Source organism: Pseudomonas sp. R1-7 (assembly GCF_051132105.1).
Lineage (GTDB): Bacteria > Pseudomonadota > Gammaproteobacteria > Pseudomonadales > Pseudomonadaceae > Aquipseudomonas.
In genome coordinates, this window is record NZ_CP071661.1 from 85,358 (window position 1) to 102,251 (window position 16,894).

16 protein-coding genes are annotated in these 16,894 nt (G+C 61.7%); 9 read left to right on the plus strand and 7 right to left on the minus strand.

Features of this window, described 5'->3' with window-relative positions; genetic code table 11:
- Nucleotides 1-10: 10 nt before the first annotated feature.
- On the minus strand, nucleotides 11-961 hold the full coding sequence (locus J3P79_RS00405) for a choline sulfate utilization transcriptional regulator (protein WP_434607280.1): 951 nt from the start codon (nucleotides 959-961) through the stop codon (nucleotides 11-13).
- 114 nt (nucleotides 962-1,075) lie between these two features.
- On the opposite strand from J3P79_RS00405, the gene betC reads away from it, so the two are divergent.
- From betC to J3P79_RS00420, 3 genes are all read left to right on the plus strand, one after another.
- The gene (betC, locus tag J3P79_RS00410; protein ID WP_434607283.1) at nucleotides 1,076-2,584 is read left to right on the plus strand and encodes a choline-sulfatase; all 1,509 of its coding nucleotides are present in this window, start codon (nucleotides 1,076-1,078) and stop codon (nucleotides 2,582-2,584) included.
- A gap of 23 nt (nucleotides 2,585-2,607) precedes the next feature.
- Complete coding sequence (choX, locus tag J3P79_RS00415) at nucleotides 2,608-3,528, plus strand: choline ABC transporter substrate-binding protein (protein WP_039593437.1); 921 nt, start codon at nucleotides 2,608-2,610, stop codon at nucleotides 3,526-3,528.
- A 133-nt stretch (nucleotides 3,529-3,661) separates the two neighbouring features.
- On the plus strand, nucleotides 3,662-5,230 hold the full coding sequence (locus tag J3P79_RS00420; protein WP_434607285.1) for a SulP family inorganic anion transporter: 1,569 nt from the start codon (nucleotides 3,662-3,664) through the stop codon (nucleotides 5,228-5,230).
- Here the strand turns inward: J3P79_RS00420 and aroE are convergent.
- Nucleotides 5,227-6,048, minus strand: coding sequence for a shikimate dehydrogenase (gene aroE / locus J3P79_RS00425; RefSeq protein ID WP_434607286.1), 822 nt, complete (start codon nucleotides 6,046-6,048; stop codon nucleotides 5,227-5,229). The two genes, J3P79_RS00420 and aroE, sit on opposite strands and share 4 nt — an antisense overlap.
- Nucleotides 6,049-6,061: 13 nt before the next feature.
- Nucleotides 6,062-6,976: an oxygen-dependent coproporphyrinogen oxidase gene (gene hemF, locus J3P79_RS00430; protein ID WP_434607288.1), complete on the minus strand. Its 915-nt coding sequence runs from the start codon at nucleotides 6,974-6,976 to the stop codon at nucleotides 6,062-6,064.
- A 163-nt stretch (nucleotides 6,977-7,139) separates the two neighbouring features.
- Here hemF and J3P79_RS00435 point away from each other — a divergent pair, with 163 nt between their 5' ends.
- Nucleotides 7,140-8,117: an NADPH:quinone reductase gene (locus tag J3P79_RS00435; RefSeq protein WP_434607290.1), complete on the plus strand. Its 978-nt coding sequence runs from the start codon at nucleotides 7,140-7,142 to the stop codon at nucleotides 8,115-8,117.
- Nucleotides 8,118-8,251: 134 nt separating this feature from the next.
- On the opposite strand, the gene J3P79_RS00440 is transcribed toward J3P79_RS00435, so the two are convergent.
- The 3 genes from J3P79_RS00440 to J3P79_RS00450 all read right to left on the minus strand — a co-directional run bounded on the left by J3P79_RS00440 (nucleotide 8,252) and on the right by J3P79_RS00450 (nucleotide 11,070).
- Nucleotides 8,252-8,809, minus strand: a complete 558-nt coding sequence (locus tag J3P79_RS00440) for an L-threonylcarbamoyladenylate synthase (protein ID WP_434607291.1) — start codon at nucleotides 8,807-8,809, stop codon at nucleotides 8,252-8,254.
- A gap of 60 nt (nucleotides 8,810-8,869) precedes the next feature.
- The gene (dprA, locus tag J3P79_RS00445; RefSeq protein WP_434607293.1) at nucleotides 8,870-9,964 is read right to left on the minus strand and encodes a DNA-processing protein DprA; all 1,095 of its coding nucleotides are present in this window, start codon (nucleotides 9,962-9,964) and stop codon (nucleotides 8,870-8,872) included.
- A gap of 80 nt (nucleotides 9,965-10,044) precedes the next feature.
- A complete protein-coding gene (locus tag J3P79_RS00450; RefSeq protein ID WP_434607294.1) occupies nucleotides 10,045-11,070 on the minus strand; it encodes a LysM peptidoglycan-binding domain-containing protein in 1,026 nt (341 codons plus the stop codon).
- 154 nt (nucleotides 11,071-11,224) lie between these two features.
- Here J3P79_RS00450 and def point away from each other — a divergent pair, with 154 nt between their 5' ends.
- The 5 genes from def to J3P79_RS00475 all read left to right on the plus strand — a co-directional run bounded on the left by def (nucleotide 11,225) and on the right by J3P79_RS00475 (nucleotide 15,928).
- A complete protein-coding gene (def, locus tag J3P79_RS00455) occupies nucleotides 11,225-11,731 on the plus strand; it encodes a peptide deformylase (protein WP_053126951.1) in 507 nt (168 codons plus the stop codon).
- Between the two features lie 71 nt (nucleotides 11,732-11,802).
- Nucleotides 11,803-12,762, plus strand: a complete 960-nt coding sequence (gene fmt, locus J3P79_RS00460) for a methionyl-tRNA formyltransferase (protein WP_434607296.1) — start codon at nucleotides 11,803-11,805, stop codon at nucleotides 12,760-12,762.
- Complete coding sequence (rsmB, locus tag J3P79_RS00465; protein WP_434607298.1) at nucleotides 12,759-14,069, plus strand: 16S rRNA (cytosine(967)-C(5))-methyltransferase RsmB; 1,311 nt, start codon at nucleotides 12,759-12,761, stop codon at nucleotides 14,067-14,069. The genes fmt and rsmB overlap by 4 nt, the downstream gene beginning before the upstream one ends.
- 24 nt (nucleotides 14,070-14,093) lie before the next feature.
- Nucleotides 14,094-15,467 carry a Trk system potassium transporter TrkA gene (gene trkA, locus J3P79_RS00470; protein ID WP_434607301.1) on the plus strand — a complete coding sequence of 458 codons (1,374 nt, stop codon included), beginning with the start codon at nucleotides 14,094-14,096 and terminating at the stop codon, nucleotides 15,465-15,467.
- Between the two features lie 155 nt (nucleotides 15,468-15,622).
- The gene (locus tag J3P79_RS00475) at nucleotides 15,623-15,928 is read left to right on the plus strand and encodes a tetratricopeptide repeat protein (RefSeq protein ID WP_434607303.1); all 306 of its coding nucleotides are present in this window, start codon (nucleotides 15,623-15,625) and stop codon (nucleotides 15,926-15,928) included.
- A 232-nt stretch (nucleotides 15,929-16,160) separates the two neighbouring features.
- Here the strand turns inward: J3P79_RS00475 and J3P79_RS00480 are convergent, their stop codons facing one another.
- Nucleotides 16,161-16,670 carry a hypothetical protein gene (locus J3P79_RS00480; protein WP_434607306.1) on the minus strand — a complete coding sequence of 170 codons (510 nt, stop codon included), beginning with the start codon at nucleotides 16,668-16,670 and terminating at the stop codon, nucleotides 16,161-16,163.
- Nucleotides 16,671-16,894 lie beyond the last annotated feature (224 nt).

Genomic DNA, 16,894 nt, shown 5'->3' on the forward strand with positions numbered 1-16,894 from the left:
GGCCCCAGACTCAAACAGCAATCGACGGCAGCGGCAATCCAGTCAGCGACTCCGCACTATTGGCCTGTTCCTCCATCAACCAATCCACGAACAATTTGATCAACACCCCACGACGTTTACGCTGGGGCAACACCACGTAATACCCCAGCCGCGACAGCACTGTTTCGGCGATCGGACGACACAACAATCCCTGCGCCAATAAGTTATCCACAAGGTGCCGCCAACCGATGGCAACGCCTTGGCCGCCGATTGCCGCCTGGATAAGCAGGGTGTAGTTGTCGAAACGCAATTGCCCTGGCGCCGGCGGCGACGTGATGCCCAGTTCACGGAACACGCCGCTCCAGTCGAACCAGGCGCTGCTATTGCCGCCGCGCAAATGCAGCAAGGGAAATTCCGCAAGGTCATGGGCGGGCAAGGGCAGGGTACGTTCGCCGAGCAACAGCGGGCTACAGACCGGAAACACTTCTTCGCTGAAAAGCCAACGACTTTCGCCCTGCTTGAAGCGACCGTCGCCAAACAAGACTGCAACGTCAATATCGGTGCGCAGCATGTTGTGGTTGCGTTCGCTGGTCACCAGGCTCACGTCCACCTGCGGATTGGCGGCATGAAACCGATGCAGGCGAGGCATCAGCCAATAGGCGGCAAAGGCGAAGTCCGTCGCCACTTGCAGCACCTCGTGCTGGTGCTGGGCGGTGATCGCAGTCAGGCCAGCATCGATGCTCTGTAAACCAGCCTGGACTTGCTCGAAAAGGATGGCGCCGGCCTCGGTCAATTCGATGCCGCGATAGATACGGTCAAACAACCGCGTGCCCAGCTGTTCTTCCAACCGTTTGATCTGCTGGCTGATGGCCGGTTGCGTGGTGCCCAGCTCAATCGCGGCCGCCGTAAAGCTCTGCTGGCGAGCCGCTGATTCGAAGGCGCGGAACAGGTCCAGCGACAAATCACCCAAGGCGTCATACATAAGCTGTGCTTATCCTAGTCATTGTTTCGCATGGGCTTTACCCCGAAAGGCATGGACTACATGCTCAATCGCAGCACTATCGCATAACTGCCCACTATGGAATGCCGCGAATACATGAAGCGCAAGAACATTCTTTTCATCATGGCCGATCAAATGGCCGCGCCAATGTTGCCGATCTATGGTCCGTCGCCCATCAAGTTGCCGAACCTGTCACGCCTGGCCGACCAGGGCGTGGTGTTCGATGCCGCGTATTGCAACAGCCCGCTCTGCGCGCCGTCACGCTTCACGCTGGTGAGTGGTCAGCTGCCGAGCAAGATCGGCGCCTACGACAACGCGGCGGATTTCCCTGGGGACGTTCCGACCTATGCCCACTATCTGCGCCGCCTCGGCTACCGTACGGCGCTGTCCGGCAAGATGCATTTTTGCGGGCCCGACCAGCTGCACGGCTACGAAGAACGCCTGACCAGTGATATTTATCCGGCGGACTACGGCTGGGCCGTGAACTGGGACGAGCCGGATGTGCGGCCGAGCTGGTATCACAACATGTCGTCGGTGTTGCAGGCCGGACCGTGCGTGCGCACCAACCAGCTGGACTTCGATGAAGAGGTGGTGTTCAAGGCCCAGCAATACCTGTTCGACCACATCCGCGAGGACGGCGACCAGCCGTTTTGCCTGACGGTGTCGATGACGCACCCACACGATCCGTACACGATTCCCAAGGCGTTCTGGGATTTGTACGACGACAACGACATCCCGTTGCCACAGACACCGGCGCAAACCGAACTCGATCCACATTCCCAACGGCTGCTCAAAGTCTATGATCTCTGGGACAAGCCGCTGCCTGTGGATAAGATTCGCGACGCCCGCCGCGCGTACTTCGGGGCATGCAGCTACATCGACAGCAACGTCGGCAAGTTGCTGCAGACCTTGGAGGACACTGGGTTGATCGATGACACCATCATTGTTTTCTCCGGCGATCATGGAGACATGCTCGGCGAAAAGGGGCTCTGGTACAAAATGCATTGGTTCGAAATGGCTGCGCGGGTGCCGCTGCTGATCAGCGCACCGGGGCAGTTCGCCAGCGCCCGTGTTGGCGCGGCCGTGTCCACCGCCGACCTGTTGCCGACCCTGGTCGAGCTGGCCGGAGGCACGCTGGAGCCAGGTTTGCCACTGGATGGCCGTTCGCTGGTGCCGCACCTGCAAGGGCAGGGCGGGCATGACGAAGTCTTTGGCGAGTACATGGCCGAAGGCACCATCAGCCCGTTGATGATGATTCGTCGCGGCCAGTGGAAATTCATCTACAGCGAGGATGATCCTTGTCTGTTGTTCGATGTGCGCAACGATCCCAAGGAAATGGAAAACCTCAGCCAGTCTCCCGAGCACCAAGCGCTGCTAGCCGACTTCCTCGCCGAAGCGCGTGCCAAATGGGACATTCCAACCATTCATCAACAGGTGCTCGCCAGCCAGCGCCGGCGCCGTTTTGTTGCCCAAGCGCTGACCCTGGGCAAGCTCAAGAGCTGGGATCACCAGCCGTTCGTAGACGCCAGCCAGCAATACATGCGCAACCACATCGACCTGGACGATCTGGAGCGCAAGGCCCGTTATCCACAACCCTGCCAATAAACCAATAACGTAAGGGGAAGCACATGCAAAAGTTATCCACAGCACTGGCCGCCGGGCTGTTGGCGTTGAGCAGTGTGTCGGCGTGGGCCGAACAAAGTTGCGAGACGGTGAAGATGGCTGATCCGGGCTGGAGCGATATTGCCGCCACCAACGCCATCACAGGTTTCCTGCTGGAAGGCATGGGCTACAAGGCCAAGGTCGACACCCTCGCGGTGCCGATCACCTTCGGTGGCCTCAAGGATGGCCAAGTGGATGTGTTCCTGGGTAACTGGATGCCGGCGCAGCAAGGTTTCTATGACAAGTTCGTGGCCAATGGCGACGTCACGCAACTGGCCAAGAACCTGGACGGCACCGAATTCACCCTGGCCGTTCCCGACTATGTCTGGGATGCGGGTGTGCATAACTTCGCCGACCTGAACAAATTCGCGGACAAGTTCGACAAGAAAATCTACGGCATCGGGTCCGGCGCGCCGGCCAACCTCTCTCTGAAGGAAATCATCAAGACCAATGATTTCGGCATGGGCGAGTGGAAGCTGGTGGAGTCCAGCGAGCAGGCGATGTTGGCGGAGGTCTCCCGTGCGGTGAAAAAACAGAAGTTCGTGACCTTCCTCGGCTGGACCCCGCACCCGATGAACGTGCAGCTCAAGATGCATTACCTCAAGGGCGGCGAGAAATATTTCGGTGATACCGGCAGCGTGTACACCCTGACGCGCAAAGGTTATGCACAGGCCTGCCCGAACGTTGGCAAGCTGCTGACCAACCTGAGCTTCACCCAGGAAATGGAAAACAGCATCATGGCGGAGGTGGTGAACAAAAAAGTCAGCAACGCCGAAGCGGCCAAGGCCTGGATCAAGGCCAACCCGGCGGTGCTGGATAAATGGCTGGACGGCGTGAAGACGCTGGATGGCAAGGATGCGTTGGCGGCGGTGAAGGCCAAGCTCTGACAATCATGCTGGCTCCCGTGCTCTCCCAGAGTGACGCGGAGCCATTGTGGCGAGGGGATAAATCCCCTCGCCACAGGGAGAACGGAGCCTTGTCCTGATACCCTTGCTCGCAAACCCCATCCCTTGAGGCCCCATGGCAATTCCCATGCGCCATTCACTCTTTCCCTTCCTGAGCTGGCTGCCCCGACAGACACGCGCCAGTGTTGGTCGTGACCTGATCGTTGGCCTCAGCGGTGCGATCCTGGCGCTGCCGCAGTCCATTGCCTACGCGCTGATTGCCGGACTTCCGCCCGAGTACGGACTGTACGCGGCGATCGTGCCGGTGTTGATCGCTTGCCTATGGGGTTCGTCGTGGCATTTGATCTGCGGTCCTACGGCGGCGATCTCCATCGTCCTGTATGCCACTGTCAGTCCCCTTGCCGTGCCTGCCACCCAGGACTACATCACGCTGATCCTGTTGCTGACAGTCTTGGCCGGTATTTTCCAGTGGCTGCTTGGATTGCTGCGGTTCGGTGCGCTGGTCAATTTCGTTTCACACTCGGTGGTGCTGGGTTTCACCCTGGGCGCGGCGGTGGTCATCGCCCTGGGGCAGTTGCCAAATCTGCTGGGCCTCGACCTGCCGAACGAAGCCACGGCGTTGAAGAGTCTGCTGATGCTCGCCGGTCATATCGAGGCTGTGGATAAACCTTCGCTGCTGCTGGGTTTGGGGACGCTGGTTGTGGGCATCGTGCTCAAACGCTTGCTGCCGCGCTGGCCAAGCCTGTTGATAACTTTGGGCATCAGCAGTCTGGTGGCCTGGGCCTGGCCCGCGATGTTCGGGCATGTGGCGCTGGTCAGCGCCTTTGTCGGGCGCCTGCCGCCATTCACACCGCTGCCGCTGGATTTGGAATTGATCCTGCGTCTGCTGCCCGGTGCCGTTGCGGTGGGCATGCTGGGGCTGGTGACCAGCCTGTCCATTGCCCGCTCGCTGTCGGTCCGCTCCGGGCAATTGCTTGATGCAAATCAGGAAGTCAGGGCGCAAGGGCTTTCGAATATCGTTGGAGGATTTTTCGCCGGCTCATTGTCAGCCGGTTCCTTCACCCGTTCCGGTCTCAGCTATGAGGCCGGGGCTTGCTCGCCCCTGGCCGGGGTCTTCTCGGCGCTGTGGGTGGCACTGTTTGCCGTGGCCGGCGCGAAACTCATCGCGCACATTCCGATTCCGGCCATGGCCGGCAGTATCCTGCTGATCGCCTGGGGCCTGGTGGACCATCGGGGCATTCGGGCGCTGTACCGGGTAAGTCGCTCCGAATTCCTGGTCATGGGCCTGACCTGCCTGGCCACGCTGCTGCTGGAACTGCAAACCGCGATCTACGCCGGCGTACTCGCTTCGCTGTTTTTCTACCTCAAGCGCACCTCCCAGCCGCGGGTGCACCATAGTCGCGAAGGCGAGGCGGACATCCTGCGGGTGGGCGGCTCGATCTTTTTCGGCGCCAGTCATTACTTGCAGGTGCGTTTGCAGCGGATGCAGGCGCAGCGGGTGGTGATCGACGCCCAGCAGATCAACTTCATCGATTATTCCGGCGTGGAAATGCTTCACCAGGAAGCCCGGCGGTTGCGCAGCCAGGGGCGTAGCCTGACCTTGCGCGGGGCAAGGCCGCAGGTGGTGGAGGAGTTGTTGAAGCTGGAAGGATCGCACAAATGCCCGATCCGGTTTGAAGCCTAGAGCGCGAGCTGGCGGCGCAACTCCGCAAGGACTGGCGCCGTATCCGGGCGTACCCCACGCCACAGGTAGAACGCTTCGCCGGCTTGTTCGGCCAGCATGCCCAGGCCATCCATCGCTACCGCCGCGCCGTGTTCCTTGGCCCAACGGCAAAACGACGTGGGTTCCTTGCTGTACATCATGTCGTAGCAAACCGTCTTGCCGGGCTCGATCAAACTGGCAGCAATCGGTGGCACATCCCCTGAAAGGCTCGCGGACGTGGCGTTGATGATCAGGTCCACCGGCTCCTGCAACCAATCGAAACCACTGGCCGAAACCGGGCCCAGGTCGGCGAACAACTCCGCCAGCAGCTCGGCCTTTTCCACCGTTCGATTGGCGATGATCACCGAAGCCGGCGCCTCGGCGAGCAGGGGTTCCAAGGCGCCACGCACCGCGCCGCCGGCCCCCAGCAAGAGGATGCGCTTGCCCTTGAGGCTGAACCCGGCGTTGACGGTCAGGTCCCGCACCAGCCCGGCGCCGTCGGTGTTGTCACCCAGGAGGCGGCCGTCGGCCAGCTTGCTCAAGGTGTTCACCGCGCCGGCCCGCTGCGCCCGCTCTGTCAGCTGATCAGCCAGGCGGAAAGCATCTTCTTTAAACGGCACGGTGACGTTCGCCCCACGGCCCTCGCGGAAAAATGCCTGCGCGCAACCGGCAAAATCATCCAAAGGGGCGAGCAGCGTGCCGTAGTCCAATGCCTGGCCGGTCTGCTCGGCAAACAGGCGATGGATCAACGGCGACTTGCTGTGGCCGATCGGGTTACCCATTACAACGTAGCGGTCCATGGATAATCCCCGTTCAGGCTGTAGCCAGCCAATCGCGATCCTGCAGGAAATACTCGGTCAACCTCGCCTCTTCGCTGCCCGGCTCGGCTTTCCAGTCATAGCTCCAGCGCACTTGGGGCGGCAGGGACATCAGGATCGATTCGGTACGCCCGCCTGATTGCAGGCCGAACAGCGTGCCGCGGTCATAGACCAGGTTGAATTCCACGTAGCGCCCACGGCGGAACTCCTGGAATTCCCGTTGCTTGGCCGTGAACGGGTCGTGCTTGCGACGCCGCACGATAGGCAGGTAGGCATCGATGTAGGCGTCGCCGATCGCGCGCATGAAGGCGAAGCTGGTGTCGAAATCCCACGCGTTCAGGTCGTCGAAAAACAGCCCGCCGATGCCTCGGGGCTCGTTGCGATGCTTGATGTGGAAATAGCTGTCGCACCAGGCCTTGTAGCGAGAATAGACATCCGGGCCGAACGGCTCGCAGGCTTGCTGGGCGATGCGGTGCCAATGCACGCAGTCTTCTTCCACGCCGTAATAAGGCGTCAGGTCGAAGCCGCCGCCAAACCACCAGACCGGCTCTTCGCCTTCTTTTTCGGCAATGAAAAAGCGCACGTTGGCGTGGGACGTCGGCACGTGGGGATTGTGCGGGTGGATCACCAGCGACACGCCCAAGGCTTCAAAGCCGCGCCCGGCCAGTTCCGGCCGATGGGCGCTGGCCGAAGGTGGGAGACCGCTGCCGAAGACGTGGGAAAAGTTGACGCCGCCCTTTTCGATCACCGTGCCGTTTTCGATCACTCGCGTGCGACCGCCACCGCCGGCGGGCCGGGTCCAGGCGTCCTCGACGAAGCGAGTGCCGCCGTCCTCGGCTTCCAGGGCTGCGCAAATGCGGTCTTGCAGGTCCAGCAGATAGGCTTTCACGGCCTCGGTGCGAGTAGTCATGACATCACCTTGATCAGGGCTACGCTGCGCGGCGTACACAGGCCGCCGGCAAAATGGGCGCACAGGATAACACCGCATCCGCCCACACCACAGTTGACGAAGATCAAGCATAGGAGTCCGATAGCAGGCTTGGTAAAAGTCCCACGATAAGGAGAAAGTGAAGATGGCCAAACGCATCCAGTTCAGCGCCCACGGTGGACCCGAAGTGCTCGAGTACGTGGAATACCAACCAGCCGAGCCCGGTCCGCAACAGGTCCGCGTCAGCAACAAGGCGATCGGCCTGAACTTCATCGACACCTATTACCGCAGTGGTCTTTATCCGCCACCGGCCCTGCCGTCGGGGCTTGGTGCCGAAGGCGCGGGTGTGGTCGAAGCCGTTGGTTCGCAGGTAACGCGCTTCAAGGTCGGTGACCGCGTGGCCTATGGCAGTGGCCCGCTAGGGGCCTACAGCGATGTGCACGTGCTGCCCGAAGCCAACCTGGTTCACTTGCCCGAAGCCATCAGCTTCGAACAGGCAGCCGGGGTAATGCTCAAGGGCCTGACCGTGCAATACCTGCTGCGCCAGACCTACGAGCTCAAGGGCGGCGAAACCATCCTGTTCCATGCCGCCGCCGGTGGCGTGGGCTCGTTGGCCTGCCAGTGGGCCAAGGCCTTGGGCGTAAAGCTGATCGGCACCGTCAGCTCGGCGGAAAAAGCCGCCATCGCCAAATCCCACGGCGCCTGGGAAGTCATCGACTACAGCAAGGAAAACGTCGCACAGCGCGTGTTGGAATTGACTGACGGCAAGAAAGTCCCGGTGGTGTACGACGGCGTCGGCAAGGACACCTGGCTGACGTCTTTGGATTGCGCGGCACCCCGTGGCCTGGTGGTGAGCTTCGGCAATGCCTCCGGTGCGGTGGATGGCGTAAACCTGGGCATTCTTTCGGCCAAGGGCTCGCTGTACGTCACCCGCCCGACGCTGGCGACCTACGCCAACAACGCCGAGAACCTGCAGCGCATGGCCGATGAACTGTTCGGAATGATCGCCAGCGGCAAGCTCACGGTGGACATCAACCAGCGATTCGCGCTGTCGGATGCAGCCAAGGCGCATACCGAGTTGTCGGCGCGGCGGACGACCGGGTCGACCATTCTCCTGCCTTGATCCAGAGGTCGCTAAAGAATCTGTGGGAGCGAGCTTGCTCGCGATAGCGGTGGATCAGCCAACATCAATGTCAGCTGACCTGACGCTATCGCGAGCAAGCTCGCTCCCACAGGGGATGGTGTGCTGACAAGAAGTCAATCCGGCCGCACGACCTTGCCGGTAGCCAGATCACGAATCACGCTCGGGTTCTTGCGCCCGCCCAGGTTACCGCCCAGGACCAGATCGAGCTGGCCGCGGAAATACTGTTCGACGCGAATCCGCGTGCGCGCCGCCGGCCGGCCTTGTGGGTTGGCTGAGGTGGACACCAGCGGGCCGACCAACGAGCACAAATCACGAACGATCGGATGATCGCTGACCCGCAGCGCGACAGTGTCATGCACGCCGGTGATCCATTCGGGCAGCAGGTCCTGGTGCGGCACCAGCCAGGTGTTGGGCCCCGGCCAGGTGCTGGCCATGCGGTCCATCCAGGTTTCGGGGAAATCCTCGAACAAGAAGTCGAACTGGCGAATGTTGTCAGCCACCAGTATCAAGCCCTTGTCGGGCCGTCGGGACTTGATCGCCAGCAGACGCTCCACCGCGTCTTCGTTCCACGGATCGCAACCCAGGCCCCAGACCGCTTCGGTTGGATAGGCAATCACCGCCCCGGCGCGAATTTCTCGCGCGGCTTCTTGCACACGCCAACTGTTGACCATGAAACATTCTCCGCAACGCAATTAAGGCTGTGGGCAGTTTACCGATCTTCCCCATAAAACCTAGCGTGCGAACCAACGTCCGTTGTCACAAATGGCGCGTCCCTCCATTTCCAGCTCGGTCAGCGCCGCCAGCACTTTGGGCAAACCCCAACCACTGGCGTCGGCCAACGCCTCGCTGCTCAGCGGCGCGGCATGCAGCAGGCGCAGCAGCGGGTGGGTCACAGGCACAGGCTCGGAGGCCAGCGGCAATCGCTGCCAACCCCGCAGCGCTTCGAGGATGTGCTCGACGGTTTCCACCAGCGCCGCGCCGTCACGGATCAGCTGATGACAGCCTCGGGCCCCTGGATGATGGATCGACCCTGGAATGGCATACACCTCGCGGCCCTGTTCCGCCGCCAGCCGCGCGGTGATCAGCGAACCACTGGCGACACTGGCCTCTACCACCAGCACGCCAAGGGACAAGCCACTGATGATTCGGTTGCGACGCGGAAAGTTGCTGGCGTGGGGCGCGGCATCCAGCGGAAATTCCGAGACCACCGCGCTGCCCTGGGCAATCATCGCGTCTGCCAGCCGACGATTGCGCTGTGGATAAAAATTTTCCAGGCCGGTGCCGAGCACGCCGACGGTTTGCCCTCCGACATCCAGCGCGGCTTGATGCGCGGCGGCGTCGATGCCCAACGCCAGGCCACTGGTGATGACAAATCCGGCGCCGGCCAGGCTTCGGGAAAATGCCGCCGCGGTGTCCATGCCCGGTCGCGATGCCCGGCGACTTCCGACCATCGCCAGCTGCGGTTTTTCCAGGATCAAGGGGTCGCCAGCGACAAACAGCAGCGGCGGTGGATCACTGATCTGTGCGAGCAGCGCAGGGTATTCAGGCTGGTCCCACATCAGTAAATGCTGGGCCGGGCCGTCTAGCCAGGCCATTGCGTGGGCGGCGCCGTCGCGTATCTCCGGGGCGCGTCGGGCCTCGGCGCATGTGGCCGGCAACCCCAGCGCTCGCCATGCGCTGGCCGGCGCGCTGATGGCTTTGGAGGCCGAGCCAAAGGCCTCCATCAGGGTCATGAAACGTTTAGGTCCCACGTCTGGCAAGCGATGCAAGCGCAGACGGGCCTCCAGTTCCGCAGGCGGAACCGAAGCAGATTCAGGCATTGGCATGGGATCAATCCTTGATCGTTATAGCCCCGTTGAAACGGGAACAAGCTGTGGATAACTCTGTTGGTAACTTGTGAGACCCGTTACGGATTGCGCACCTTGTCAAGGATCGCCAGCGACCGCGAGGCATACAGCACCAAGCCATAGCTGAGCTTGTCGTAAGTGCGGAACACCATCAGCAGGCCGGCACGTTCATCGGGGATTTTTACCGGCTCGCCGGTGATGCGGTCGCGCACGGTTTCGCCGGTTTTCATCACCGCCAGCACATTGCCTTCCACCAGCCCGTCGCGCCGCCCCTTGTTCAGGGTGACCACGTCCATCGCGCCGATCTGCGTCACGCCACGGGGAACATCGAGGATCAGCCCCTGGATGTCCGTTTTCGGCGCGCTGGGCATGAACGTCGAATTGATGGAACGCTCTTCGCCGCTGAACAGGCGATCACCCAGGCGCACTTCCTGGGTGGTGCGTTGCAGGGCCAGGGTGGTGACGTCGCCCTCGGTGGCGACGATTTCACCGCTGCCGATGTCATCGGCGTTGATACCCAGAAATTCCTTGGTCTCGGGATCGGTGTAGACCTTGCCCTGGCGGAAGATGCCGTAGGCCGGCTGGCTCGTGTCGAAGTTGCCACGGGCGAAGATCGTGTCGCCGGTGCCGCTGAGCACGCGTTCGGCATCGCCTGCCACGACGTAGGGCGCCTTGTTGAAATCTTCTGCCGTGTCGACGATGCGGTTGCTCAGCAAAAAGCTGTTGATGGCTTGCAGCGGAATGCTCGGGATCGCATCGGCTACCGGTGAACTGCGAATGCGCGGCGACAGCTTGATGGTGCCCCGCGAGGCGCCGCGATTGAGGGTCAGGCGTGGCTGGCCGTTGACGTAGACCAGCGACAGCGTGTCGCCCGGATAGATCAGGTTGGGGTTTTCGATCTGCGGATTGGCCTGCCACAGCTCCGGCCATTTCCACGGCTCGCGCAGGTATTTACCGGAAATGTCCCACAGCGTGTCCCCCGTCACCACCGTGTATTGCTGGGGAAAACCTTCCCGAAGTTGCACTTGCCCATGCGCGATACCGGCCGAAGCCAGGAGCAGCAGGGCGAGTAGTGATTTCCTCATGCGGTGAATCCCTTTATTATGTGCGTTCGCGTAAAACGCCAGAGCCCCCGTGGCTCGCTCTGTTCAAGAGCAACGTTTTACAACGGTAGCCTGCATCCCAAGACACGCCAGGCGAGCCACCCGACTTTACTTCACACGTGCATTTATCAAGCTTATGGCCATTTTGAACATTCTCGAATTTCCGGACCCGCGCCTGCGCACTATCGCCAAACCGGTGGCCGTAGTGGACGACGAAGTGCGTCAGCTGGTCGATGACATGTTTGAAACAATGTATGAGGCGCCAGGCATCGGCCTCGCCGCGACCCAGGTCAACGTGCACAAGCGTATCGTCGTCATGGACCTCTCCGAAGACCGCAGCGAGCCCCGGGTGTTCATCAACCCCGAGTTCGAAACCCTCACCGACGAGATGGAGCAGTACCAGGAAGGCTGCCTTTCGGTGCCGGGCTTCTACGAAAACGTCGACCGCCCGCAAAAGGTCAAGATCAAGGCCCTGGACCGTGACGGCCAGCCCTATGAGCTGATCGCCGAAGGTCTGCTGGCGGTGTGCATCCAGCACGAATGCGACCACCTCAACGGCAAGTTGTTCGTCGATTACCTGTCTAATCTCAAGCGTGACCGGATCAAGAAAAAACTGGAAAAGATCCATCGCCAGAACGCTTGATGCCCTTCTTCAAAGGCTTGCCGCGGCAAGCCTTTTTCTTTTTGCGACTGCTTTGTAATTGAGAGTTTTCCATGACTGAGCCACTGCGCATCGTCTTTGCCGGCACTCCCGAATTTGCCGCCGAACACCTCAAGGCCCTGCTGGCCAGCCCCCATGAAATCGTCGCGGTCTACACCCAGCCGGACCGTCCGGCCGGTCGCGGGCAAAAACTGATGCCCAGCCCGGTGAAGCAATTGGCCCTGGAAAACGGCCTGCCAGTCCTGCAGCCACCGACCCTGCGCGACGCCCAGGCCCAGGCCGAACTGGCGGCGCTGAAGCCGGACTTGATGGTGGTGGTCGCCTACGGCCTGATCCTGCCGCAAGTGGTGCTCGATATCCCGCGTCTGGGTTGCATCAACAGCCACGCCTCGCTGCTGCCGCGTTGGCGCGGTGCCGCGCCGATCCAGCGCGCCGTGGAAGCGGGCGATGCCGAGAGCGGCGTGACCGTGATGCGCATGGAAGCCGGCCTGGACACCGGGCCGATGCTGCTCAAGGCCAGCACCCGCATCAGCGCCGACGACACCGGCGGCAGCTTGCACGACCGCCTCGCGCTGATCGGCCCGCCAGCTGTGGTCGAGGCCATCTCCGGCCTGGCCGCCGGCACCCTGCAAGGCGAAGTGCAGGACGACAGCCTCGCCACCTACGCCCACAAACTGAACAAGGACGAAGCCCGCATCGACTGGAGCCGCCCGGCCGTCGAACTGGAGCGCCTGGTGCGGGCCTTCAACCCTTGGCCGATCTGCCACAGCACCTTGAACGGTGAAGCCTTGAAGGTTTTGGCTGCGGACTTGGCCGAAGGGAAGGGCGCACCGGGAGAAATCCTCAGCGCCAGCAAGGACGGCCTCATCGTCGCCTGCGGCGATCAGGCACTCTGTCTGACCCGCATGCAACTGCCCGGCGGCAAGGCGCTGAACTTCAGCGACCTGTTCAACAGCCGCCGTGAGAAATTTGCCGTCGGCACCGTTCTCGGCCAAGCGGCGGACGCCTCATGAACCCGCGTCTGGCCGCCGCCAAGGCACTTGCCGCCGTCCTCAGCGGCAAAGCCTCCCTCAACAGTTCTCTGCCGACTCAACTGGACAAGGTGGAAGACCGTGATCGCGGCTTCACCCAAGACCTGGCGTTCGGCACCGCCCGTTGGCAGCCGCGGCTGTCGGCCCTCGCGGCCAAGCTGCTGCAAAAGCCGTTCAAGGCCGCCGATGCCGACGTCGAGGCGCTGCTGCTGGTGGGGCTCTATCAACTGCTCTACACCCGCGTCCCGGCCCACGCCGCCATCGGCGAAACCGTGGGCTGCGCCGACAAGCTGAAGAAGCCCTGGGCCAAGGCCCTGATCAATGCCGTGTTGCGCCGTGCCCAGCGGGAAAGCGAAACCCTGCTGGCCGAGCTGGAGCACGACCCGGTAGTCCGCACGGCGCACCCGCGCTGGTTGCAGAAATCCCTCAAGGCGTTCTGGCCCGAGCAATGGGAAGCCATCTGCGCCGCCAACAATGCCCACCCGCCGATGATCCTGCGGGTCAATCGCCGTCACCATACCCGCGACGCCTACCTGGCGTTGCTGGGCGAGGCGGGCATCCCGGCCATCCCGTGCCCGTACAGCCGCGACGGCATCGTCCTGGAAACCCCGGGCGATGTGCGTGCCTTGCCGGGCTTCGCCGAGGGCTGGATCAGCGTCCAGGACGAAGCCGCCCAACTGGCCGCCGACCTGCTGGAGCTGGCGCCCGGCCAACGGGTGCTGGACGCCTGCTGCGCCCCGGGTGGCAAAACCTGTCACATTCTTGAGGCCGAGCCGAAACTGGCCGGCGTCGTAGCCGTGGACTTGGAAGCCAAGCGCCTGGTGCGAGTGAAAGAAAACCTCGAACGCCTGGGCCTGGAGGCCGAGCTGATCGCCGCCGATGGCCGCGACACCGCGACCTGGTGGGACGGCAAACCGTTCCAGCGCATCCTCCTCGACGCGCCATGCTCGGCCACTGGCGTGATCCGCCGCCATCCGGACATCAAGCTCACCCGCCAGCCGGACGACATCGCTGCATTGGCCGTGTTGCAAGGCGAACTGCTCGATGCCATGTGGTCGACCCTGGACGTGGGCGGCATGCTGCTCTACGCCACCTGCTCGACCTTGCCGACCGAGAATACCGAAGTGATCGAAGCATTCCTCGCCCGCACCCCGGGCGCCCGGGAGCTGGACATCGCCACCCAGGCCGGCCTCAAGCAGCCCCACGGCCGCCAGTTGCTGGCCCAGGAAGGCGGGCACGATGGGTTCTATTACGCCAAATTGATCAAAATCGCCGCCGCACGCGGTTAAAACCGATTCGATAGGAGTGAATGGATGAAAATCATCATCCTGGGTGCAGGGCAGGTCGGCGGTTCGCTGGCGGAACACCTGGCCAGCGAGGCCAACGACATCACCGTGGTCGACACCGACAGCGAACGCCTGCGCGACCTCGGCGACCGCCTCGACATTCGCACCGTGCAAGGTCGTGGCTCACTGCCAACCGTGCTGCGCCAGGCCGGCGCCGACGACGCCGACATGCTGGTGGCGGTGACCAACAGCGACGAAACCAACATGGTCGCCTGCCAAGTCGCCCACACGCTGTTCCACACCCCGACCAAAATCGCCCGGGTGCGCGAAGCGTCCTACCTGACCCGCGCCGACCTCTTCGACAACGAAGCGATCCCGGTGGACGTGCTGATCAGCCCCGAACAGGTGGTGACCAACTACATCAAGCGCCTGATCGAGCACCCCGGTGCGTTGCAGGTGATCGACTTTGCCGAAAGCAAAGCCCAGCTGGTGGCGGTCAAGGCCTACTACGGCGGCCCGCTGGTGGGCCAGCAACTGCGCCAATTGCGCGAGCACATGCCCAATGTCGAAACCCGCGTCGCCGCGATTTTCCGCCGCGACCGGCCGATCCTGCCCCAGGGCGACACGGTGATCGAAGCCGACGACGAAGTCTTCTTCATCGCCGCCAAGGCAAATATTCGCGCAGTCATGAGCGAAATGCGCCGCCTCGACGAGAACTACAAACGCATCGTCATCGCCGGCGGCGGCCAGATCGGCGAACGCCTGGCCGAAGCCATCGAAAGCCGCTACCAGGTCAAGATCATCGAGATGAACCCGGCACGCTGCCGCTACCTCTCCGACACCCTCGACAGCACCGTGGTGCTGCAAGGCAGCGCCTCCGACCGCGACCTGCTGCTGGAAGAAAACATCGCCGACGCCGACATCTTCCTGGCCCTGACCAACGACGACGAAGCCAACATCATGTCCTCGCTGCTGGCCAAGCGCCTGGGCGCGAAGAAGGTCATGACCATCATCAACAACCCGGCCTACGTGGACCTGATCCAGGGCGGCGACATCGACATCGCCATCAGCCCGCAACTGGCAACCATCGGCACCTTGCTCGCCCACGTACGCCGCGGCGACATCGTCAGCGTCCACTCCCTGCGCCGCGGCGCGGCCGAAGCCATCGAAGCCATTGCCCACGGCGACGCCAAGTCCAGCAAAGTCATCGGCAAAGCCATCCGCGACATCGGCCTGCCGCCCGGCACCACCATCGGCGCGATCATCCGCGACGAAGAAGTGCTCATCGCCCACGACGACACCGTGATCCAGACCGGCGACCATGTGATCCTGTTCCTGGTGGACAAGAAGCACATTCGCGACGTCGAGAAGCTGTTCCATGTGGGGTTGAGTTTCTTCTAACAAAACCTACTCGGTGGATGAACTCCTCCTGACAAAACAATCCCCGTGGCGAGGGAGCTTGCTCCCGCTGGCCTGCGAAGCAGGCCCAACCCTGCAACCGCTACGCGGCCAAGCAGGAGCAAGGTCCCCCGCCACGAATTCATAGGAGTGTTCAAATGCTCGACTCCCTGGAAAAAATGCTCGCCAAGGGCATGGACAACGCCCTTCTCCGCTTCGGCCTCGGCAAAGGCTACCTCGACCTAGGCGAATTCCCCCGCGCCGCCGAACACCTTCAACGCTGCGTCGAATTCGACCCCAAGTACTCAGCAGCCTGGAAACTACTGGGCAAAGCCCACCAAGGCCAAGGCGACACCGCTGCAGCCCGCCAAGCCTGGGAACAAGGGTTGGAGGCCGCCCGAGCCCACGGCGACAAGCAGGCTGAAAAAGAAATGACCGTGTTCCTCAAAAAGCTGGATCGGTAGGAACGGCCACCCTCATTTTTCGTACATCCTTCGACTGGAGACCATCCCCGATCCTGCCGCGATTGCTGCAATCGCAAAGAGCCCGACATCAATGCTTCCAATGAATGGCGGCAACACAAATATCACCAAAAAACCCAAGCAAACCAGGGCTATCCCCAGTCGCACCCTGAGCACGTAGCGTCTCACGCAAACATGCAGCAGCAGGATTCCCAAACCGGCCAGTACATACTGACTATTGAGACTCATAGCTTATGTTCCCTCGGGATTGAATGATGATGGACGAAGTTGAGCGCTGTGGCCCGATACCACCGCTGACTTGAGCATCCAGGCTGACGATTACATCGCCAGTGTGATAGGTCGGTAACAGGTCCTTGGCCCACCTTCGGCCTAAGTAGCCTGCTGCTGGTGCGACAACTTTGCCAATGCCTGGCACTTGACCAGCCACCCCCGTAAAAATCCCAGTGGTAAAGGTGAGAAGATCCATGCGTTGCTCATTGAGCCAATCCCCCTGGCTACGAGTGAGGGGATTGGAAATTCCGACGCTCATGACACAAGGCAGATCCCTGGCGAGCATCTTGTCGTAGAGCTCCACCAGCAATCGGGTGACTTCAAAGTTGGCCGCTTTCGCCTCGCGAAAATACAGCGTTCTGAGCCCGCCTCTGTCTGCGGGCATGACGGTGAAACGGCTTACGCAGAAAGTGATTCCGTGATGGGTGGTGAATTGATATTTATCGAACTCCATTCTTCAGTCCTTGATGAATTCGCAAGGCCTTGAGTTTTATTCAGAAATGGAGATTTACATAATGGCCAATTCCGGTTTGGGCGGGTTGTTTGTCACATAAGGTTTCCGCGAAGGCGTTCGATCCGGTTGTCCTACAGATACTTCTCAAGAGCCTCGCTTTGTGGCGGCGGTATAGAGTTAAATTTGAATCCAATGCGCTCGGTGCGCGTATGTATGCCTATGAA